This is a genomic window from Pseudomonas sp. TE12234 (genome assembly GCF_054061835.1).
Genome location: NZ_JBSSEP010000009.1, coordinates 217,939 through 235,332, shown reverse-complemented (window position 1 = coordinate 235,332; position 17,394 = coordinate 217,939). Strand labels below are relative to the sequence as shown.

14 protein-coding genes and 5 pseudogenes are annotated in these 17,394 nt (G+C 54.2%); 4 read left to right on the top strand and 15 right to left on the bottom strand.

Annotated elements, in window-relative coordinates; genetic code table 11:
• Positions 1–1,349 precede the first annotated feature (1,349 nt).
• Positions 1,350–2,906, top strand: coding sequence for a methyl-accepting chemotaxis protein (locus tag ACVWYU_RS16480; protein ID WP_457373171.1), 1,557 nt, complete (start codon positions 1,350–1,352; stop codon positions 2,904–2,906).
• A 770-nt stretch (positions 2,907–3,676) separates the two neighbouring features.
• Here ACVWYU_RS16480 and ACVWYU_RS16475 read toward each other — a convergent pair.
• The 5 genes from ACVWYU_RS16475 to ACVWYU_RS16455 all read right to left on the bottom strand — a co-directional run bounded on the left by ACVWYU_RS16475 (position 3,677) and on the right by ACVWYU_RS16455 (position 6,720).
• Positions 3,677–3,949, bottom strand: coding sequence for a hypothetical protein (locus tag ACVWYU_RS16475; RefSeq protein ID WP_457373170.1), 273 nt, complete (start codon positions 3,947–3,949; stop codon positions 3,677–3,679).
• 154 nt (positions 3,950–4,103) lie between these two features.
• Positions 4,104–4,337, bottom strand: coding sequence for a hypothetical protein (locus ACVWYU_RS16470; protein WP_410921716.1), 234 nt, complete (start codon positions 4,335–4,337; stop codon positions 4,104–4,106).
• 275 nt (positions 4,338–4,612) lie between these two features.
• On the bottom strand, positions 4,613–4,780 hold the full coding sequence (locus ACVWYU_RS16465) for an AbrB/MazE/SpoVT family DNA-binding domain-containing protein (RefSeq protein ID WP_457373189.1): 168 nt from the start codon (positions 4,778–4,780) through the stop codon (positions 4,613–4,615).
• A 414-nt stretch (positions 4,781–5,194) separates the two neighbouring features.
• Positions 5,195–6,151: a DMT family transporter gene (locus ACVWYU_RS16460; protein WP_457373169.1), complete on the bottom strand. Its 957-nt coding sequence runs from the start codon at positions 6,149–6,151 to the stop codon at positions 5,195–5,197.
• On the bottom strand, positions 6,148–6,720 hold the full coding sequence (locus tag ACVWYU_RS16455; RefSeq protein ID WP_457373168.1) for a TetR/AcrR family transcriptional regulator: 573 nt from the start codon (positions 6,718–6,720) through the stop codon (positions 6,148–6,150). The genes ACVWYU_RS16460 and ACVWYU_RS16455 overlap by 4 nt, the downstream gene beginning before the upstream one ends.
• Positions 6,721–7,332: 612 nt before the next feature.
• Here ACVWYU_RS16455 and ACVWYU_RS16450 point away from each other — a divergent pair.
• Positions 7,333–8,325 (top strand): TerC family protein, encoded by a 993-nt coding sequence (locus tag ACVWYU_RS16450; RefSeq protein WP_457373167.1) that lies wholly within the window; start codon positions 7,333–7,335, stop codon positions 8,323–8,325.
• A 251-nt stretch (positions 8,326–8,576) separates the two neighbouring features.
• Here the strand turns inward: ACVWYU_RS16450 and ACVWYU_RS16445 are convergent.
• From ACVWYU_RS16445 to ACVWYU_RS16410, 8 genes and pseudogenes are all read right to left on the bottom strand, one after another.
• Positions 8,577–8,708 (bottom strand): annotated as a pseudogene (locus ACVWYU_RS16445) (DUF2256 domain-containing protein); the annotation flags it as partial.
• Positions 8,705–8,997 (bottom strand): annotated as a pseudogene (locus ACVWYU_RS16440) (cryptochrome/photolyase family protein); the annotation flags it as partial. The pseudogenes ACVWYU_RS16445 and ACVWYU_RS16440, both read right to left, overlap by 4 nt.
• Before the next feature lie 116 nt (positions 8,998–9,113).
• Entirely contained in the window at positions 9,114–9,419 is a 306-nt protein-coding gene (locus tag ACVWYU_RS16435) for a DUF6482 family protein (RefSeq protein WP_457373166.1), read from the bottom strand.
• A gap of 14 nt (positions 9,420–9,433) precedes the next feature.
• On the bottom strand, positions 9,434–10,144 hold the full coding sequence (locus tag ACVWYU_RS16430) for an SDR family NAD(P)-dependent oxidoreductase (RefSeq protein ID WP_457373165.1): 711 nt from the start codon (positions 10,142–10,144) through the stop codon (positions 9,434–9,436).
• Positions 10,145–10,179: 35 nt separating this feature from the next.
• A pseudogene (folE, locus tag ACVWYU_RS16425) lies at positions 10,180–10,449 on the bottom strand (GTP cyclohydrolase I); the annotation flags it as partial.
• A gap of 13 nt (positions 10,450–10,462) precedes the next feature.
• Positions 10,463–10,927, bottom strand: a complete 465-nt coding sequence (locus ACVWYU_RS16420; protein WP_457373164.1) for a thiol-disulfide oxidoreductase DCC family protein — start codon at positions 10,925–10,927, stop codon at positions 10,463–10,465.
• 67 nt (positions 10,928–10,994) lie between these two features.
• A pseudogene (locus ACVWYU_RS16415) lies at positions 10,995–11,522 on the bottom strand (methyl-accepting chemotaxis protein); the annotation flags it as partial.
• 600 nt (positions 11,523–12,122) lie between these two features.
• Positions 12,123–12,635: pseudogene (locus ACVWYU_RS16410) on the bottom strand (MCP four helix bundle domain-containing protein); the annotation flags it as partial.
• 826 nt (positions 12,636–13,461) lie between these two features.
• Between ACVWYU_RS16410 and ACVWYU_RS16405 the strand changes: the two are divergent.
• Positions 13,462–13,926: a DUF3429 domain-containing protein gene (locus ACVWYU_RS16405; RefSeq protein ID WP_457373163.1), complete on the top strand. Its 465-nt coding sequence runs from the start codon at positions 13,462–13,464 to the stop codon at positions 13,924–13,926.
• Entirely contained in the window at positions 13,923–15,242 is a 1,320-nt protein-coding gene (locus ACVWYU_RS16400) for an ABC1 kinase family protein (protein WP_457373162.1), read from the top strand. Before ACVWYU_RS16405 ends, ACVWYU_RS16400 begins: the two co-directional genes overlap by 4 nt.
• A 247-nt stretch (positions 15,243–15,489) precedes the next feature.
• On the opposite strand, the gene ACVWYU_RS16395 is transcribed toward ACVWYU_RS16400, so the two are convergent.
• Positions 15,490–16,230, bottom strand: a complete 741-nt coding sequence (locus tag ACVWYU_RS16395; protein ID WP_457373161.1) for a Mut7-C RNAse domain-containing protein — start codon at positions 16,228–16,230, stop codon at positions 15,490–15,492.
• 288 nt (positions 16,231–16,518) lie between these two features.
• A complete protein-coding gene (tspO, locus tag ACVWYU_RS16390; RefSeq protein WP_457373160.1) occupies positions 16,519–16,959 on the bottom strand; it encodes a tryptophan-rich sensory protein TspO in 441 nt (146 codons plus the stop codon).
• Positions 16,960–17,394 lie beyond the last annotated feature (435 nt).

Sequence of the window (17,394 nt, the reverse complement as noted above, 5' to 3'; positions counted from 1 at the left end):
CATCCTCTCCGGCAAGCCAAGGGAGGGGAGAGCGCAACATTGAGGTGCCATGGAGCCAGTCACGCAGCCGGATTTTAATGACAGTGTTGGTCTCTCGACGCTTAGCCTGTTGGTTCGTAACGCAATTTTTCCGATACGTAACGTTGCGATGGTTACGATGCACGAAATTCCGTTACATCTTGGATTGCGGGCGTGGTGGCGAGACAGCGAAGCTAGGCTGAATCCGTGTCACCGAGAACGCTCGCTTGTGCAGAACTCGTCGCTAAATTTCTCTTGATCAGTTGAGTCGAGTTCACATTCGACTACCCATCTGCCGTCGTTAAACGCGCGCTCAATACCTGTGGCCTCACGGCGGCAGGTTTACAGATCTGGATAATCATCAAGCTTAGGGCTAGGAGCGCCTCCGTCCTCCTTTTCGCGCTTAGGCCTATGTATCACTCCAGCTTCGGCGTCTGCACGCATCTGCTCGAGCTCTTTGTGAAATGCCTTGTCCTGAACCGTGGGTTTGCTGGTGTATGATTTTCGGTCTGGTACAGGCTGGGCTGCATAGGTCGTTACCGCGTCTGGGTCGTGCTGTAGTTTCTCTTGGACTTGCGACTCCAGCCGTGCACGGAGCGCGTCTTTGTCGGGACGGTTAAGCAATTTTTTACTCCTATAGGTAAGACAGGAACTAAGTAATCGAGTGGGGGATTGGCCGGTTTGTGAAAATCGGGTCATTCCTGTCGATTGTCTGCAGATAAGATCTCAACGTAATCCATGGCGTCTGCTTACGCCACATAATGTCTCGCAGATTTCATAGTCGACTGAGTTTTTTCGATGCTATCGGCGTCAACTGGGCTCGAGCTTCTCATCGGAAACTCTCGACGGCTGCTTGCTTTAGTGGCTTATAGTGAGAAGTACGTAGAGCGGGTGTGAAGATGATTTCGAAATTTGTTGTTGTCCCTGCAATTCCCACCGAGACGGGAACCATGCGTAACGGATTGCGCTTCTACTGTGAGACCGTACCTATAGGGTTTTGGGGTTTACCGGATTGATGCAGTAATCACGATCACTTTTGCTCAACATCTTAGATCACTGCCGCTTGAGAGTTTGGGTGACGGGTCGGTGTTATGTTCGTCTGCCCCATTTACCTTGCATGATTCAAGCAGGGCACCAACCGATGTGGCAGTAACTCAACTATTTCTCTCGTTCGTGGTGTAGGCGTGCCTTGGGGATGTACGGCTCCGTCTATTAGTTGACCGTCAAAGTGTAGTCAAAGTGGCGTAGGTTTTGGGGTGTAGGCATATCCCATCAAATGGGCATGTTATTTTTTGCCCGCTAGTAAACATCATTTATTGCTTGGAGCGTGTATGTTCGATTGGATCAGAGATATCCGTGTGGGCAAGAAGCTTTGTCTTGGCTTCGGCCTAGTATTGGCGCTTACTTCCCTGCTCGTCCTCACAGGCTGGACAGCGATCGATAGTCTTGATGAGCGGGGCCTCAAAATAGAGAGTATTGCTCGCGTCGCCGAGATGACAAAAGACTTGCGAATTCATCGCTTGCAGATGGAGTTAAATCCCAAGGGCGAGGGTGCCCAGTTGATCCTTCAAACGCTTGCGAAACTATCTGGGCATTTGAATACCGCGCGTGCCCAGCTGACCGCGCCCAGCGATTTGGCGCTGATTGACCAGCAGATAGCCGCAGTTAAGGTGTACCGAGATGCCCAAGGTACCTTAAACCAGCCGGGCGTCGATCTGACTCCTGTGTTCGCCCAGATGAGTGTGCAAGGCGAGATCCTGCTTAATACCACCCAGCAGTTGATAGCATCACAATCCACCAAGCGCGATTCCGATTCGTCTTTTGCTAAAACCCTGCTTGCCAGTATCGCTGCGTTGGCGCTACTGCTCGGCGTCTTTGCGGCATGGATCATTACTCGGCAAATCGTTACACCGTTGCAGCATGTTCTTAAGGACGTCGATCGTATTGCCTCCGGCGATTTGGGTCAGAGTGCTGAGGTCAATCGCCGCGATGAGTTGGGTCAACTGCAGAGAGGCCTACAAAAAATGACCACCAGTCTTCGTGAACTGATTGGCGGTATAAGCGCCAGTGTCGTTCAGATTTCTAGCGCTGCCGAAGAGTTGTCAGCCGTCACCGAGCAAACCAGTGCTGGTGTGAACAGCCAAAAAGTCGAAACTGATCAAGTTGCTACGGCCATGAACGAAATGAGCGCCACTGTGCAGGAGGTAGCGCGTAATGCTGAAGAGGCCTCTGACGCCGCCGCTGCCGCAGATCAGCAAGCACGAGAGGGTGACAAGGTTGTTGGAGAGGCCGTGGCTCAAATCGAACGCCTGGCTATCGAAGTCGGTAACTCCACTGCGGCCATGGGGAATCTCAGAGAGGAAAGCAACAAAATAGGTGGTGTGCTCGATGTTATTAAGTCAGTCGCACAACAAACCAACTTACTCGCTCTCAATGCCGCCATTGAGGCTGCGCGAGCAGGTGAAGCTGGGCGAGGTTTCGCTGTAGTTGCCGATGAAGTCCGTAGCTTGGCGCAGCGCACCCAGCAATCCACCGAAGAAATTGAAAAGCTGATCTCCAGATTACAAAGTGGTACTCAAGAAGTGTCCGACGTTATGGAGAGCAGCCGTGTATTGACTGACAGCAGTGTTGAATTAGCCCGTCGTGCCGGAACATCGCTGGAAAACATCACCCGAGCGGTGTCTACAATCCAGTTGATGAATCAGCAAATTGCCTCAGCTGCGGAACAGCAGAGCGCAGTGGCGGAAGAGATAAACCGTAGCGTGCTCAACGTGCGTGATATCTCTGAACAAACGGCTGGCGCTAGTGATGAGACGGCCTCATCAAGCATTGAGTTGGCACGCTTAGGTCATGAGCTTGATGGTTTGGTTAAACGCTTTCGGCTATAGGTCTGGCCTAAAGGTCAGCATACGCTTAACTCACCTTGCGTAACTCAGGCCAGCACCGCTGATACGGCAGCGGTGCAGGCGCCGCCGCCAAAATCACCCAGCTACCAAGATGTCACTGACCCAGGCTGTTCCTCGCGAACCATTTCCTTTGCTGAATTTGTTTCGATTTGGAGGTGGGGCAGTCTTTCGTCAGCACTTGGGTCAATTCGGCATCGGCATCAAAAAGCATCGGCGCAGCCGACGGGCTTTTGGATACTTAAACTTATTTAGAATGAGGGATATCGCGCTGGGAGACGCCTGTGGTCTATTCGAGCCGTTGAGAGGGTATAGCAATTGGGGCGACTTCCTGACTTCTCAATTTTGGTGAGTGCTCCACCTGCGGACTCAAATTTACGTCGTCGATCTCTTGGGGGGTGGGGGCTATTTGGTCAGCGAGCACTAATGCCATGACCAGAACGATAAAGCCAAGTATCACCGGGAACGAGCCCCGCCAAAATATGATTCGTTGGCGGCGTTGGCGTGTGTTCATTTTGTCACCACCGTTCAGTTGGATAGCTGGCTCATAGCGAGGTTGCCTCGCTGACTGACAACCATATCTTCAATGTAGCTGCCGCTCTCTTCGATGGGCACCCCATCAAAGCTGCCAAACTACTGACTCTGCATATGTGAGGAGTCGCGGTCAGGGCCATACTATGGCATTCCCGTCACTCTGTTTCAGGGGGATCGGCTACTGACCCGGCTCATTCATTGGGTTGGTTTTCGCAGCGGCGTCATTCCATTGTTGCGCAGTGGCGCGCCTCGGTGACTTCATGGATATGAGGATGGGTGATTGACTGATGCCATCTCACGTTTGTGACGCCAAATTGCTCTGCAAACTCAACGATGGCTGAGTAGCTACCCTCCCAGCTCGATGGTCTTTCTTGTATAACTGCGGGCGAATCAAACAGCGCGTAACACACGGCATCGTGCGGAGTGAGATGGTTGGCAGGAAGCTCAAACACTTTATTTTGACCCTGGAAGGTGTAGCAGATCGTAAAGCCCATAGCGCATCCCCACAAAAAGACTACTGGTGATTGGCTCTGAGCATAGCCAGCCAAACAACAACTCAATAGGGAGAAAGCCACCGCTTATCGGGACGGACTCAACCCCAGGTCTCTGAATTTTGCTGAGGGGGCTTATCTTAGGGTGCTCCGTCGTTCATAACCATGATTCCGCAATACGGCGGTCTAGCTCTTCCCAATCAGCCATGCCCAGTACCCTGGTGGTATTGAGACCGCGCAGGTAGCCCCTGAGCTGATTTGCCGATGTGCGCAGGTCGTCAGAGCGAGCATTGTCATCGTGTAGAGCTTCTTCGTAGAGACACAGGTACTCGGCCACTCGATCTCGGAACTCCGGCACCACTGCTTCACGGATTAGGTCAAAGGTTCGCAGCTTCTGATTGGTGTTCACGGTGTCACCCTGGCTGATGTTGTTTTGGTTAGATGATCAAACTTCAATGTACCTCATGCGCCGTCGCCTACAGCCGCATTTCCATGATTCCCCTCGGAGGTTCAACGCCATGGGCAAGCGCTCGCCTGGCGTACTTGGTGAGCTGTTCGAGCGCCTGCTCTTCAAAGGTTGCCGCCATGGCGCTGGCCTTTCTAATTATCAGCAGCGCCAGCTCGGGCGGAAACACCACCTTGTCGGCAGGCAGTATGCTCGACTCCTTATGTGCCCTTGGCATGGCCAAGCTGTTCGTTGTCCCAGGCTTCAGTGAGTTCGTCTATTCGATCCGCGATCTGAGGCTTTTTTGATAGGACAAGGCATCGCGTGTTGCCGACAAATTCTTCAATCAGATACACGGCGTCACCGACGTCCAGCTCCAGTTCCTGCAGAGCCTAATCGGGAATCCGGATTGCATCGTCACCATCCCATTTTTCGATGATGATTTTCATAGGTGGCTTTCTCACGTATGGGCTCCCATGATTCTGAGTGGGCGATGGTAACGTGCTTTTGCATAAAGACTCAGATCGTAGCGAGCAACGCTCGAGTTGTGCACGCTCCGAGGTACTTAACAGGTAGATAGGGTTGTCTCGATCCCGTCCCGGGCGTCGCTGACTGCCGAAGCGATTAATCGAGATGGCCAAGATTTGCTGTGCCAACTGCAGAGCTAGCTGACATTGGTACGTCTGCCAAAGTCACCTAGCCGATCTCAGCGATAAGGGCTAAGGTGTCCAACTGTTCGAGGGTCAGATCAATCCAAAGTTGACACCTGAAATGCCCATGCAGGCACTTTTGGCTAAGACCAGTTACCCAGCCATGCTCTCGATACGTGTTTGCCTGCGATAAAAGGCGTGAATTGCCCATACCACCCCAACGAATAGCAACCCTGTCCCAATCGCTTCCATAGGAGAGGGCCAGCGTTGGTTGATGAGCAGGCCCATCGTAGTTGCATAAATGGTACCGCTGGCGATCAATTGCCCGCTGAGCGCCAGAGGTAGACGCCGAGTTGCGATTGACCATGCCCAGGCACCTGCAAGGGTGGCCCCTAACCCCTGAATTAACCCACAAACTATTAGCGCCTGAGTACCTGCTAACCCGCTCGGCTGGCTAGCGAAGTGGGACAGGTTCAAGTGCAGACCAGTGGGGATGAAGGCCAGCATTTCGACGCTGCACATGAAGATCAGCATGGCTGACCACAACATGGGGGACATGCTTGGGCGTTGAGCTAAAGCACTTTCATTTAACAATCCAAAACCAGTCCAAAATCCAATTGCCATTAACGATGCGAGCAGCCCAAGCAGCATCGAATCGGTCGGGAGCCCCACCGTTGCGCTGCTAAAATCAAACACGCTCAGGTTGACCAAACTTATGCCCAATGCCGCTACCAACAGTGGCCCGGCAATAGCGCGCCAGGGCACGCTGGAGCTTCGCAAGTTGCCGGCAATCGCGAGCACAATCGGTACTGACCCCATCATCACCGGAGGGATCACCGGCCCAGCTGCCAAGACCGCAGTGGTGATCAGGAAGAAGTAGCCGATGTATCCTAAGAAGCCCAGCAGTGCGGCGCAGGCCCAGTCGCTCAGTCGCAATTGCCGCACTTCGCTACGGTAAACAAACAGCACGAGCAGGCTACCTAAGCCGGCAAAGGCATAGCTCACCACAGCCAGATCAAAAAGGCTGTAATCGCCGACCAGCCCCGGAAAGATGTAGAGCAGCGACCATGAAAAAGTGGCGGCGATGGCCGCTATCAAACCTAGGGTCATACGCTCTGCTCCTGCTGGCCCTGCTTCCGGATCCAGCAATGAGCTACGTGTCGGGCAGTGTCGAATACCCGCACGTCCTGGCCCATGGCGCCGCTGACAAAACTGCCCTCCAGCAAGATAAACAGCCCCTCCGCAACTACGTCCGGGTCGCTTATACCGGCGCTCATGGCCAATGCAGTAAGATTTTCGCGTATCCCTTGCTTATGCCTGCTCACGGCCAAATGCACAGGGTGGCTAAACTGGGGGAATTCAGCCGCACTGTTGACGAACAGGCACCCGCGTCCGCTATCTTTCAAAAGAAAGCGTTGATACAAATCAAAGAACGCTAGCATGCCGCTGACCGGGTCAGGATGCACAGCCAAGGTGCGCACTACCTCTTCACGCCAGCGTCGGTCACGCTCCTCAAGGCAAGCCACTATCAGCGCATCCTTGGAGGGGAAGTGGCTGTAGAGCGTCATCTTGGTAACACCCGCCATCGCGGCGATGGCCATCACACCAGTAATGTTTATACCTTGTGACAGAAACAGCTTCAGCGCTGAGTCAATCAAGCGCTCACGGGTATTGTCCATTTAAGGCACTCCGGCAGAGGGACGGAGCCGAATATACTGACCGGTAAGATTGGGGTGCATCCAAATACGACCTGAATCATGGCAGCTACGACACAGGCGGCACCATGCCGACGCGGCAGTAAATCGTAGGATTTGGCCAATCAGCGAATATCCCTGATGGCGCCGTTGGCCTCAATGCGGCGATAGCCTTCGTCATATCTAAACTCGCAGCACGCCCCCCCTAAACTAAACGTGCGTCCGACAAGGCGTCCTTTTTTTTGCGCTATTGCGTTATTAACTTAGAGGAGCTTTGCCTTTCGCGGTCTTTCTTCGGTACCGGTCTTACGTTTAGGACGTTCAGGCTCATTTAATCGCTAAGTTTGGCAACAAAAACCCAGGGAGCCAGCCCAGGTTCTGTTAAAGATTCTCTGAATGCAGATATCATTTCTGCATATCGGTATTCCGACTTTCGATGCGGCCTACCAGCTTGAAATACCTTGCAAACCTTGCGTGATTGAGAAATCCCACGCGTCTCTCTAGATTTAATTTCGCAATGCCGGGCCCCTCTGACAGCTAATCGCTGCCATGTCGGAGTTGCAGTTTTTATAACTTCGACACTGAGAGGAGGGGCTCATGACTGCCCTAGAACCGTTCTTCTTGGCCGAGCTTCTCGGCACCGCCACTTGGTTGTGGCTAGTCTTTATAAGCATCGTGATGGGCCTGTTGGTCTTCGACCTCGGGGTGCTACACCGTGAGCATCGAGAGATCGGCGTTAGTGAAAGTCTACTGCTGTCTGCTGGCTATATCACTGCTGGTTTGCTGTTCGGCCTCTGGGTCTGGCAGGTCAAGGGCGGTGACGCCGGGATGGATTTCTACACCGGTTTTCTAATCGAGAAATCGTTGTCGATGGACAACGTGTTTCTGATGGCGATGATCTTCAGCTTCCTCTCTATCCCGCGTAGGTATCAGCACGAGGTGCTGTTCTGGGGCATTCTCGGTGTAATCGTGCTGCGCGCGATAATGATTGGCCTGGGGGCGGCGCTGATCGCCGAGTTCAGCTGGATTCTGTATGTGTTCGGCATCTTCCTGCTGTTAACCGGAGTGAAGATGCTGTTCAGCAAGGTTGATGCCCATCCAAACCTTAGCGAAAACCTGCTGGTGAAGTTCCTGCGCAAACACATGCGGGTGACCGAGCGACTGCATGAAGGGCACTTCTTTGTCCGTCAGGCAGACGCCAGCGGCAAGTCCGTGGTCTGGGCAACGCCGTTGTTCTTAGCCTTGGTGCTGATCGAGTGTGCCGATCTGGTGTTCGCCGTGGACAGCGTGCCGGCGATCTTCGCCATCACCCAAGACCCCTTCATCGTCTACACCTCGAACATCTTCGCCATCCTTGGTCTGCGTGCGTTGTATTTCGCCTTGGCGGCGATGATTCACCGCTTCGCCTACCTCAAGTACGCGCTGGCGCTGGTGCTGGTGTTTATCGGGGGCAAGATCTTCCTGGTCGGCATCATCGGCAAGATTCCGGCGGTCATTTCACTGAGCGTGACCTTGGGTCTGCTGCTGGGCGGTGTGCTGCTGTCGCTGTGGAAAACCCGCGACCAAGCATCTGCTGGCTCGCGGGAGTAAATCAAAAAAGGTGGCGGCCGCCAGTCGGCTACCTCCTAGCGAATTGGCGACTTTGAGAAATGGGGACAGTAACGGACACGGCATTCAAGTCGAGCGTGGCTATAGCGCCAAGGGCGGTACAGGAAACGCCAATGGATCCCCTCTGATCAATCCACATTGCTATCGACTAAATAGCGCCGGCAAGCGCGAGCTGGTTTTCGTGAAGGGTTTCGAGTACGTCCGGCAGTTGGGGAGGGGATGACATGGCATCCACTGCTTCTGCGCCGTTGGCAACGCTCCGAGCAGTAGCGCACCTCAGCCCAGCAGCGCGCCCATTTTTTGCGCCAGGCGAAAGGCAATCCGCAGACCGCACACGCCTTTACGGGCAGTTCACTCTTCTTCAAAACGCCCCCCCTGCATCGAGTTTGGCGAGCAGTTTTTGGCCCCGTTTCCAGAGCGCCTCCTGCTTGGCTTCAGTCATCTGATCGAGGTTCTTGTAGACCATGCCCATGCGCTGATTGCTGCGCAATAGGTCGCCGTGACGCATCAGGAAATGCCAGTAAAGCGAATTGAAAGGGCAGGCGTCGTCGTCGTGCTTTCACTGACTTTGTACGCGCAGTGACGGCAGTAGTCAGACATGCGCTTTATATATTGGCCACTGGCGCAGTAAGGCTTGGAGCTCAGGTAAAACCGTATCGCGCTCAATGTCCAGCCCCTTCAATGAGGCCAGGTCAAAAGACAACTGGTCGCCCAAGACCAGGCATAGTCGGTGAGTCTTATTCATTCGACGGAGTCCAACGGAAGGTGACTCACCAAGGCGCAGTCAGCGAGAAAGGAATGCGTAACGATCCAATGGGCTCTTCACGTGAACCGCACATCTCGTCATGGACGCACTGCTGCACAAGCACGCAGGGGAATGGCGGGACAAACTGCAACAACTCACGCAGGTGATTGATGGAGCGAAGGCGCATAGGCTTTGCTTCGTCGTCCAGCAGTGTGAACTGGTCTTGATCCAGCCCGACTCGTGCCAGATAAAAACCGCCTTCCAGAGACAGCAGCTCCAACTCTCGTACTTCGCCATTCGCGGCCCGTTCGGTCAACGCTTGCAGGTTCAAGGGTCACTCCCTGCCTACCACGGTAGGCGTTCTCCGTTATAAGCAAAGAAATTGCCGCTGTCGGCAGGCGCCAAACGGTCAATCAGTGATAACAATTCGCGGGCAGCGAGGCTTGCGGGCCTGGCGGCAGAAGCGCCTTTAAAGGGCTGGGACAGGCCCGAGATGACCGTACCTGGATGAAGAGTCAGCAAGCGGGTCTGAGGGCGTGTTCGTGCTAGTTCGATCCCAGCCGTTTTAATCAACATGTTCAACGCTGCCTTGGAGGCGCGATAGGCATACCAGCCGCCCAAACGGTTATCACCGATGCTGCCCACCTTGGCGGAGAGCACTGCCATCGCACCACGAGGGTCAAGCAAGGGCAGGAAGTGACGCAAAACCAGTGCAGGCCCGAGTGTGTTGACTTGGAATATCGCCTGAAGCGCATCCGCTTCAATAGAGGTGTAACTTTTTTCAGGCTTGATGTCTTCACGATGGAGCAAGCCGGCAGCATGTAAAATCAACTGGTACGGGGCTTCTTCAGCTAATTCGGCGGCCGCCCTCGCGATACTGTCGGGCTTTTCCAGATCCAATCCTGGAGCACTGTTGCGCCCCAGCTCACGAACAGCCGAGCATCTTGGATCTTCGTTGAGCAACTCACAAAACGCCGCGCCGAGCGCTCCACTGGCGCCTATCACCAAGGCACGGTAGCCCTCGCCAAGGGAGTTTATCCTGAAGGAACTGTTCATTTAGCCTCTTCGCAGACAGACGTGATCTATTGGCGCTAAGCGAGTCGCCCTATCAGTTGCAGGAACTCGTGACGCGTAGCGGACGAATCGCGAAAGGCGCCCAGCATCACCGATGTGGTCATCACCGAGTTTTGCTTCTCCACGCCTCGCATCATCATGCACATGTGCTTTGCCTCAATAACCACAGCCACGCCGGCCGCATTGGTGATGTGATGGATGGCATCAGCAATTTGTTTTGTGAGGTTTTCCTGGATCTGTAAGCGGCGGGCAAACATATCGACCACTCATGCGACCTTGGACAGGCCAAAGCGAAGCGTTCTAGGGCTGCTTTGTTTTGACGGTGAGCAGCTCGTCGTGTGTGGGTTTTGCTTCCGGCACCGCGCAACGGTTATCGACACATCGACGGCGGCCATCCGGGTGAGGAAGCCACGCCAAATGGGGGCGTAAGCGGCAGAAGAGGCGATAACCTAAAGCAAGCAGCGGTCGGATGGCACGCCATGTCAGTGGCGATGCCCAAAACCCTAAGCCGGCGGCTCGCCAGCTCCACAAGGTGGCGTCCAGACCGGTTATCCAGCGGCCATCGGCGAAACGGGCGTGCAGCGAGGACTGCATTTGCTCGAACGTGAACCCGAGTGCCTTGGCGTCGAACGCACCGCTGCTGATGTCAATAAAAAGCAGTCGACTCTCTGTGGCGTGTCGATTCAGGATCTTGATTTCGCGCGCACACAGCGGACATTGACCGTCAAAGTACAGCGTCAATGGCCAATCCTTTTTATTATACATTTCTAGCGACCTTGTATAGGTTTTGTACAAGATATGCTGAAAGAAAAGGACTGACAATGGGCCTGCCCTAAGCCACGCTGAAAAATGCGACCTTCTGAGTAAGACGATCAGCAAGCTGCGCTAACTCCTGGCTGGCCGTTGCAACTTCACGAGAGCCAGTTGCCGATTGCACCGTTGAGCTATGGATGCGCGTGATATTTTGCGCAACGTCTTCGGCCACGACGCTTTGCTGGATAGATGCGCTGGCGATTTGGGCATTCATGTGGTTTATGGCGCCGACTTGCTGGCTAATTGTAGCTAGCGCCGTCTGGGCGTTGCGGGTTTGCGCAACGGTGTGGCTTACCAGTTCGCAACTATTACGCATGGTTTGTGCAGCCGTTTCAGTACCGCTCTGCAGTGTGCCTATCATTTCTCGAATTTCCCGCGTCGACTCCTGAGTGCGATTAGCTAGAGAGCGCACTTCATCGGCAACAACTGCAAACCCTCTGCCATGCTCACCTGCTCGGGCCGCTTCGATGGCTGCGTTCAGCGCCAACAGGTTAGTTTGTGTGGCAATTGAATTGATTACCTCGATCACTATCTCAATCTCTTCGCTACGCTTGGACACCTGCTCTACCGTATTGGTGGTTTCAACCAGTGTGTTCGCTAATTGTTCGATAGCGAGAGTGGAGTCCGCAACGACGCGAGTACCGCTTACAGCTTCTGCATCGGCTAGACGCGTTGCATCCGCTGCTTGAGATGCATAACCTGAAACTTCATTGACCGTTGCCGCCATTTGCGTAATTGCAGTTGCCACTTGTTCGGCTTCGCGAGTCTGAAGGCTGATTTGATTGTTATTGGTGGACGATGTGGTCAATAGTTGCCTAGATGAATTGTTGACCTCTTGGGCCGCAATGCGTACTTCACTAATGGTATCAGCCAAACGACTTAGGGCAGTTTTCAGGACGCCCATCACGCTGTTCGGATAATCGGTAACAATGATTTGTTGCAAGTCACCTGCCGCCAACCGTTGGATAGCCTGTGCAACCTGAGTCGGCTCAGCACCCAGCGTTGATTTGACGAAGCGAATAATTGAGATCGCCAGGATGATGCTCAGCAGCAGCGCTATCCCGGTGGCCATGAGCATCAGTCCTCGAAACTCACTAGCGGTGGCTTGTACCGCATTGAGTTGGCTTTTGATCGAGGCTTCTTCGTAGTCAATCAGTGCATTCACGCGTTTCAACCACTCACTGTATTCACCAGAGGTTTGGCGCAGCAGCAAAGCCTGTGCACCTGAAATATCTCCGGCGCGACGCAAAGCAATTACCGACTTAGTGGAAGCTAGCGTTTGCTTTTCAATGTCTTTAATCGCCAGTAGCAGCTGTTGCTCCTGCGATGTTACCCCTGCAGTTGCGAATAGCTGATCCATTGGTATGGCTGAATCGGAGTAGGCCTGTTCTAGATTGATAACTTCATTGAGGTGGACGGTTAAGTCTTGTTCAGTATCCACCAACACTGCATCCCGAATAGCAATGGCTCGGTTGTGTACACTTCCGCGAAAGTTAATAGCGTAGCGTTGAATCTTCGCCGCATTTTCGCTTACGTGTTCCAGGGTGGAATCGATAAAGCCCACACGTTGGATGCCCACGGCGGTGATTAGTATGAGCAGCGACACAATTACGGCGAAACCAAGGCCTATGCGCGAGGCTAGTGTGATGGAGTTTTTCATCGGCTGAACTCTTAGATAGACCCTGTACGGGCAAGACGTGGTGGTTCTGTTTTGCTATCCGTGTTAAGGGCTGCTTGTGTGTCTCTACCACCCAGTTGAAAGTTACGAGAGCCCGGCGAGGTACGAGCGTGAGCCGCTGGTGATAGCTGACTGATGGCAGAATGGCACACATTGCAGAAAACCTATACAAGAATTTAATTTTGTACAGGTTTTATCGCTTTTCGCAAAGTCGAGCCACTGCTGGTAGTCGCAGTCTGGTTTCGGTAATGCACCAAGATGGCGAGCGGATCGGTTTGTAAAAGCTAGGTGGCCCGATGAAGGACTGGGATTAGTCAGCGGGAGCCCCGGCTCGTATGCTTAAAACCGAGGGTGAAACGACCAGACATCTCCGAAAATTTGTAGTCGTGATTTTCGTGTTGTAGCGTTTGATCATCTCATGCAGCGTCGTCAGCCACATCGTGTCATGACTTACTGCAAGCAGTCTTGGACGACCAGGCAAAGCACTACTGGCGCGGTTTTCCTATTTTTTTGGTTTCAAGAATCTGTTGATTGCATTGGCACGTTTTAAAAACCCGCTCACGAAGAACTGAAGGCTGGAAGGGTTTTAGGGTGTGGTCGACTTGGTAAATGCAGGTACTGAGCATGATCTCAAGGATGCGAAGCTCTTCATATGCCGTCGCCTGAGTGCCCGAAAAACAATGGGGCAATGACCTAATTCTACAAAGCGACTCATTACGCTGACTTCAGCTTCGGATCGCCATCAATCTCGCCCAAGCAGGACTTTTGGGCCTACAGTCTTGAGTGTCGCTCACTGCAAGGAATACAAATGAACGCGTTGCCTTCAACCTCTCTGCCAAAGCATGTCAGCCTGCTGGGTTATGGCGGTCTGTTGCCGTTTATTTTTCTGGCGCTGTTGATCCCGTTCTCTCTCGACTATCGGCCGTTGTTAGCGATTGCGCTTGTTAACTATGGCGCAGTCATCCTGAGCTTCGTCGGCGCCTTACACTGGGGCTTCGCCATGACCGTGCAAGATATGAGCTCCGAGCAGGGCCGCGACCGGTTCATTTGGAGTGTCATTCCTGCGCTTATTGCTTGGATTGCCACGTTACTGCCAATGCCATTGGGTTGCTTGCTGTTGGTCATCGGCTTAGTTGTCCACCTCCGGCAGGACAGGCAGCTGTTGCGGGTTACGAGCTTGCCCGCCTGGTACCTGCCGATGCGATTACGGCTTACCCTCGTGGCGAGCGTTTGCTTGCTGCTTGCCGCGATCGTTGAGGCGCTTCATTCATGAAGCCTCGTGTGCCCGGCTCGTTGCCCGTGCCTGGCAGCCGCTTATCGCGGTTGATGCGTTTTGGCAGTTTGGCCTCGGGCGTCGCGAGCGGCATGCTAGCCGAAGGCGCTCGGCAGTGGGTTCAGGGCAAACGTCCGGCGCTCAGCGAACTGCTGTTGACGTCGGGCAATGTGCATCGGGTGGTCGAGCAACTGTCGCAACTGCGTGGCGCCGCCATGAAGGTCGGGCAGTTGTTATCGATGGATGCAGGTGATTTGTTGCCGCGCGAGTTCAGCGAAATCCTTTCTCGTCTGCGTTGCGACGCTCATTCTATGCCCATGAGCCAGTTGGTGGCAGTCCTCAACGAAAACTGGGGCAAGGGCTGGGAAGGGCGCTTCGAACGGTTTTCCTTCACGCCATTGGCGGCAGCGTCCATCGGCCAGGTTCATGTTGCGAAAGGAAAGGACGGCCAACGTCTGGCGATCAAGGTGCAATACCCTGGCGTGCGCGAGAGTATTTCGAGCGATGTGGATAACGTTGCTACCTTGTTGCGCATGTCCGGGCTGATGCCTAAGGGCATGGACGTCGCCCCATTGCTACAAGAGGCCAAGCGTCAGCTGCAGGATGAAGCGGACTACATGAAAGAAACCGAGCACTTACGGCGCTTTGATCAACTGTTGGCCGACAGTCCTGACTTTCTGGTTCCTCGTGCGTATAGCCAGTTCAGCACGCCGAATATTTTGGTGATGTCGTTCGTTGACGGAGTAGCGGTGGAGTCACTAGAGCACGCGCCCCAGGCAGAGCGCGACCGGATCATCATGTTGCTATTCGGCCTGTTTATGCGCGAGGTGTTCGAGTTCCAGTGCGTGCAGACCGACCCTAACTTTGCCAATTACCGTTATCAGCAAGGCTCCGGCCGGATGGTGTTGTTGGACTTCGGCGCCACGCGACTTTATGACCGCAACACTACCGAGGCTTATCGCCGCTTGCTGATTGCAGGCCTGCATGAAGACCGTGCCGCCGTCACTAATGCCGCGCTGGACGTCGGCTACTTTCAGCCTGAAACGCTGCCCAAACACCGAGCGGTGCTCACTGATCTCATTACACAGGCCTGCGAGCCACTGAGGCATCAAGGTGCCTATGACTTTGCGACGTCTGACCTGCCCGTACGCCTACGTGATACCGGTTGGGAACTAGGTGCCGACCGCGACTTCTGGCACACGCCACCTGTGGATGTACTGTTTCTGCATCGCAAGGTGGGAGGTTTGTACCTGTTGGCCGCGAAGCTGAAGGCGCGGGTGAATGTACGAAGGCTGTTCGAGCCTTACGTGATTTGAGCGCTTTGTGGAGGATAAATGCTCGTCTTGGGTACCACTACTGCTTAACCAGGCCTTTACATAATTCTCGGCCCGCAATTATCTGATCTCTGATTCAATTGGCGATTTTCTGGGCTGCGGAGCTATAGCTACATCGGCTATCGCTCATTCGGGCTTAAGCCCGGCTCGACCCAAAGTCTTCATATGCCCTGAGCGAGCCATTCCGCAGTTGGCCTGCCACGATTGATTCGAGACCAGAAGTCATGTCTTATTGATTCAGCAAAGGTGCCAGCAATGCACACATACCGCGCCAGTGCGAACCTTCCCAGTAAACCCGTTGGCAAGAGTCGCAGCGCAAGAAGTGCGAATAGAGGGCGCCAACACGTGGTGGCACCTGCAGTCTGGCCAGCTCCGGGCTGATCTCGTGCAGCGGCAGGTTGCAATGAAGGCACAGGCTGAACGGCCGCGCACTGCGCGCCAGGTCGAGACGCTCATACAATTCGCGCAGCTGCAACGACGGTTTCAGGGCATGCACATAACAGCCGTGGTTGATGATTCGCCGCTTGAGCAGTTCGCGGTCGCGGGTTAGCACGATGCGTCCTTGCTGGGCAGCGATCTCGGCGATCTCGCCATCCTCGAAGCTATTGTCGTAGAGGGTGTCGAAGCCGCTCATGCGCAGCAGGCTGGCAAGTCCGCCAAGGTGCGCATCAGCGACGAAGCGCAGCACCCGTAAAGGTTGCGCACGAACCTTGAGCAGCGGACTGATGTCCAGCGCTTCGAACTTGGGATACACCGCTATCCGGTCGCTATTGAGGATCACCCTCTCGAATCCCACCGACTCGCCGTTGAGCAGCACCAGCTCGACCTCGGTGTGCGGTACCCCGAGCGCCTCGATCATGTGCTTGACCGTCGCCCCCTGCGCGCACTCGCAAGTGAAGGATTGCCTCCGCCGTTCGGCCGGCAGGAAATCGTTGAGCACTTCGTAGAACCGGAAGGTTGCACTGGTCATGCTGAACAGTATGGCAGGGCTGCAGGATGAGCGAGTCCAGTCCGGACAGTCACTTCGCCTGTGATCAGGTTCCTTCCTACCTTCACCTGAATTGTTGAATTTTTGAATTGACAGTGTTTTGGCGTTCGGCTGCTCTAATAAGAGCCTTTGCGGCACCCGCCACAATGGTGATCGTCTCCACCAGCGGCGCAGCCAGCACCAACTTCGTGATTCGCAATCAACGTGCCGGAATTGTTCTGAGACTGAATGCAGCCTGCTGGACAATAGCGGCCCGAATTGAATTTAACATCAGCGGTTATTACGCATGATGGAAAAATTCAGCGCAGCGGCCACACAAAGCCAAGCAAGGTAAGGGAACAAGATCAGCCCCGTGATCACATCAAGCCGCAGCGTCATCACCACCATGACCGCCACCACTAGCCAGAGCAGTGTCAGGATCACCATACTGGCGAAAATCCTCTGCGCGCCGAAGAACACCGGTGTCCATAGTGTATTCAGCGCAATCTGCGCCGCCCATAAGGCCAGTACCACCTGGCTTCCAGATATCTGGCTCAACCGGTACCCGGCCCAGGCAAGTAGCAGATAGATAATTGACCAGGCGACCGGAAATGCCCAATTAGGTGGCGTGAAGCCAGGTTTAGCGAGGAATTCGTACCACTGGCCCGGTTTGAAAAAGATGCCTGTGCTAGCCGCAGCTCCACAGGCCAGAAGGAAAATATAAAAGGTCATCACCACTCCTTAGCTGAGGTCGGTTTTTCCTGAATTGCGATGCCATATCCGAGGAAATGCTAGCCTCTTCAGGGCAGGCTAGCCTTTTGTAGCCTGAATCAGCCAAACACCTCATCCTTTGCCGACCTTTTATCGAAGCGCCCCTTCAGCAGTCTAAAGGCCACTGTCCGACAGGCTAGACTCCCTTCTGCCAAATAGAGGTTTATCCCTCGGTCTATGCCTTCTATCGCTAGATCATTCACGATTTTTAACGCTGAACTAGCTCTGCGAGAAACTCCAACAAAGCTTTCTGTCGGTCATCCTCTTCTGATTCGAGCATCTCGATCCCCCAGTAGGGGGCGTACTGCTTCTGTTCCAGCATAGAGGCTAAAGCCTGCCTAGCGTTATCAACTTGCCGGATCCTCAGGCTGGCCGTCGCGCTCTGTAGCCAAGTCT

Coding starts and splice junctions, on each gene's coding strand:
- ACVWYU_RS16400 (WP_457373162.1), top strand. CDS start 13,923: ATGAAGCCTCGTGTGCCCGGCTCGTTGCCCGTGCCTGGCAGCCGCTTA.
- ACVWYU_RS16480 (WP_457373171.1), top strand. CDS start 1,350: ATGTTCGATTGGATCAGAGATATCCGTGTGGGCAAGAAGCTTTGTCTT.
- tspO (WP_457373160.1), bottom strand. CDS start 16,959: ATGACCTTTTATATTTTCCTTCTGGCCTGTGGAGCTGCGGCTAGCACA.
- ACVWYU_RS16460 (WP_457373169.1), bottom strand. CDS start 6,151: ATGACCCTAGGTTTGATAGCGGCCATCGCCGCCACTTTTTCATGGTCG.
- ACVWYU_RS16455 (WP_457373168.1), bottom strand. CDS start 6,720: ATGGACAATACCCGTGAGCGCTTGATTGACTCAGCGCTGAAGCTGTTT.
- ACVWYU_RS16395 (WP_457373161.1), bottom strand. CDS start 16,230: ATGACCAGTGCAACCTTCCGGTTCTACGAAGTGCTCAACGATTTCCTG.
- ACVWYU_RS16475 (WP_457373170.1), bottom strand. CDS start 3,949: ATGGGCTTTACGATCTGCTACACCTTCCAGGGTCAAAATAAAGTGTTT.
- ACVWYU_RS16450 (WP_457373167.1), top strand. CDS start 7,333: ATGACTGCCCTAGAACCGTTCTTCTTGGCCGAGCTTCTCGGCACCGCC.
- ACVWYU_RS16420 (WP_457373164.1), bottom strand. CDS start 10,927: ATGTATAATAAAAAGGATTGGCCATTGACGCTGTACTTTGACGGTCAA.
- ACVWYU_RS16430 (WP_457373165.1), bottom strand. CDS start 10,144: ATGAACAGTTCCTTCAGGATAAACTCCCTTGGCGAGGGCTACCGTGCC.
- ACVWYU_RS16405 (WP_457373163.1), top strand. CDS start 13,462: ATGAACGCGTTGCCTTCAACCTCTCTGCCAAAGCATGTCAGCCTGCTG.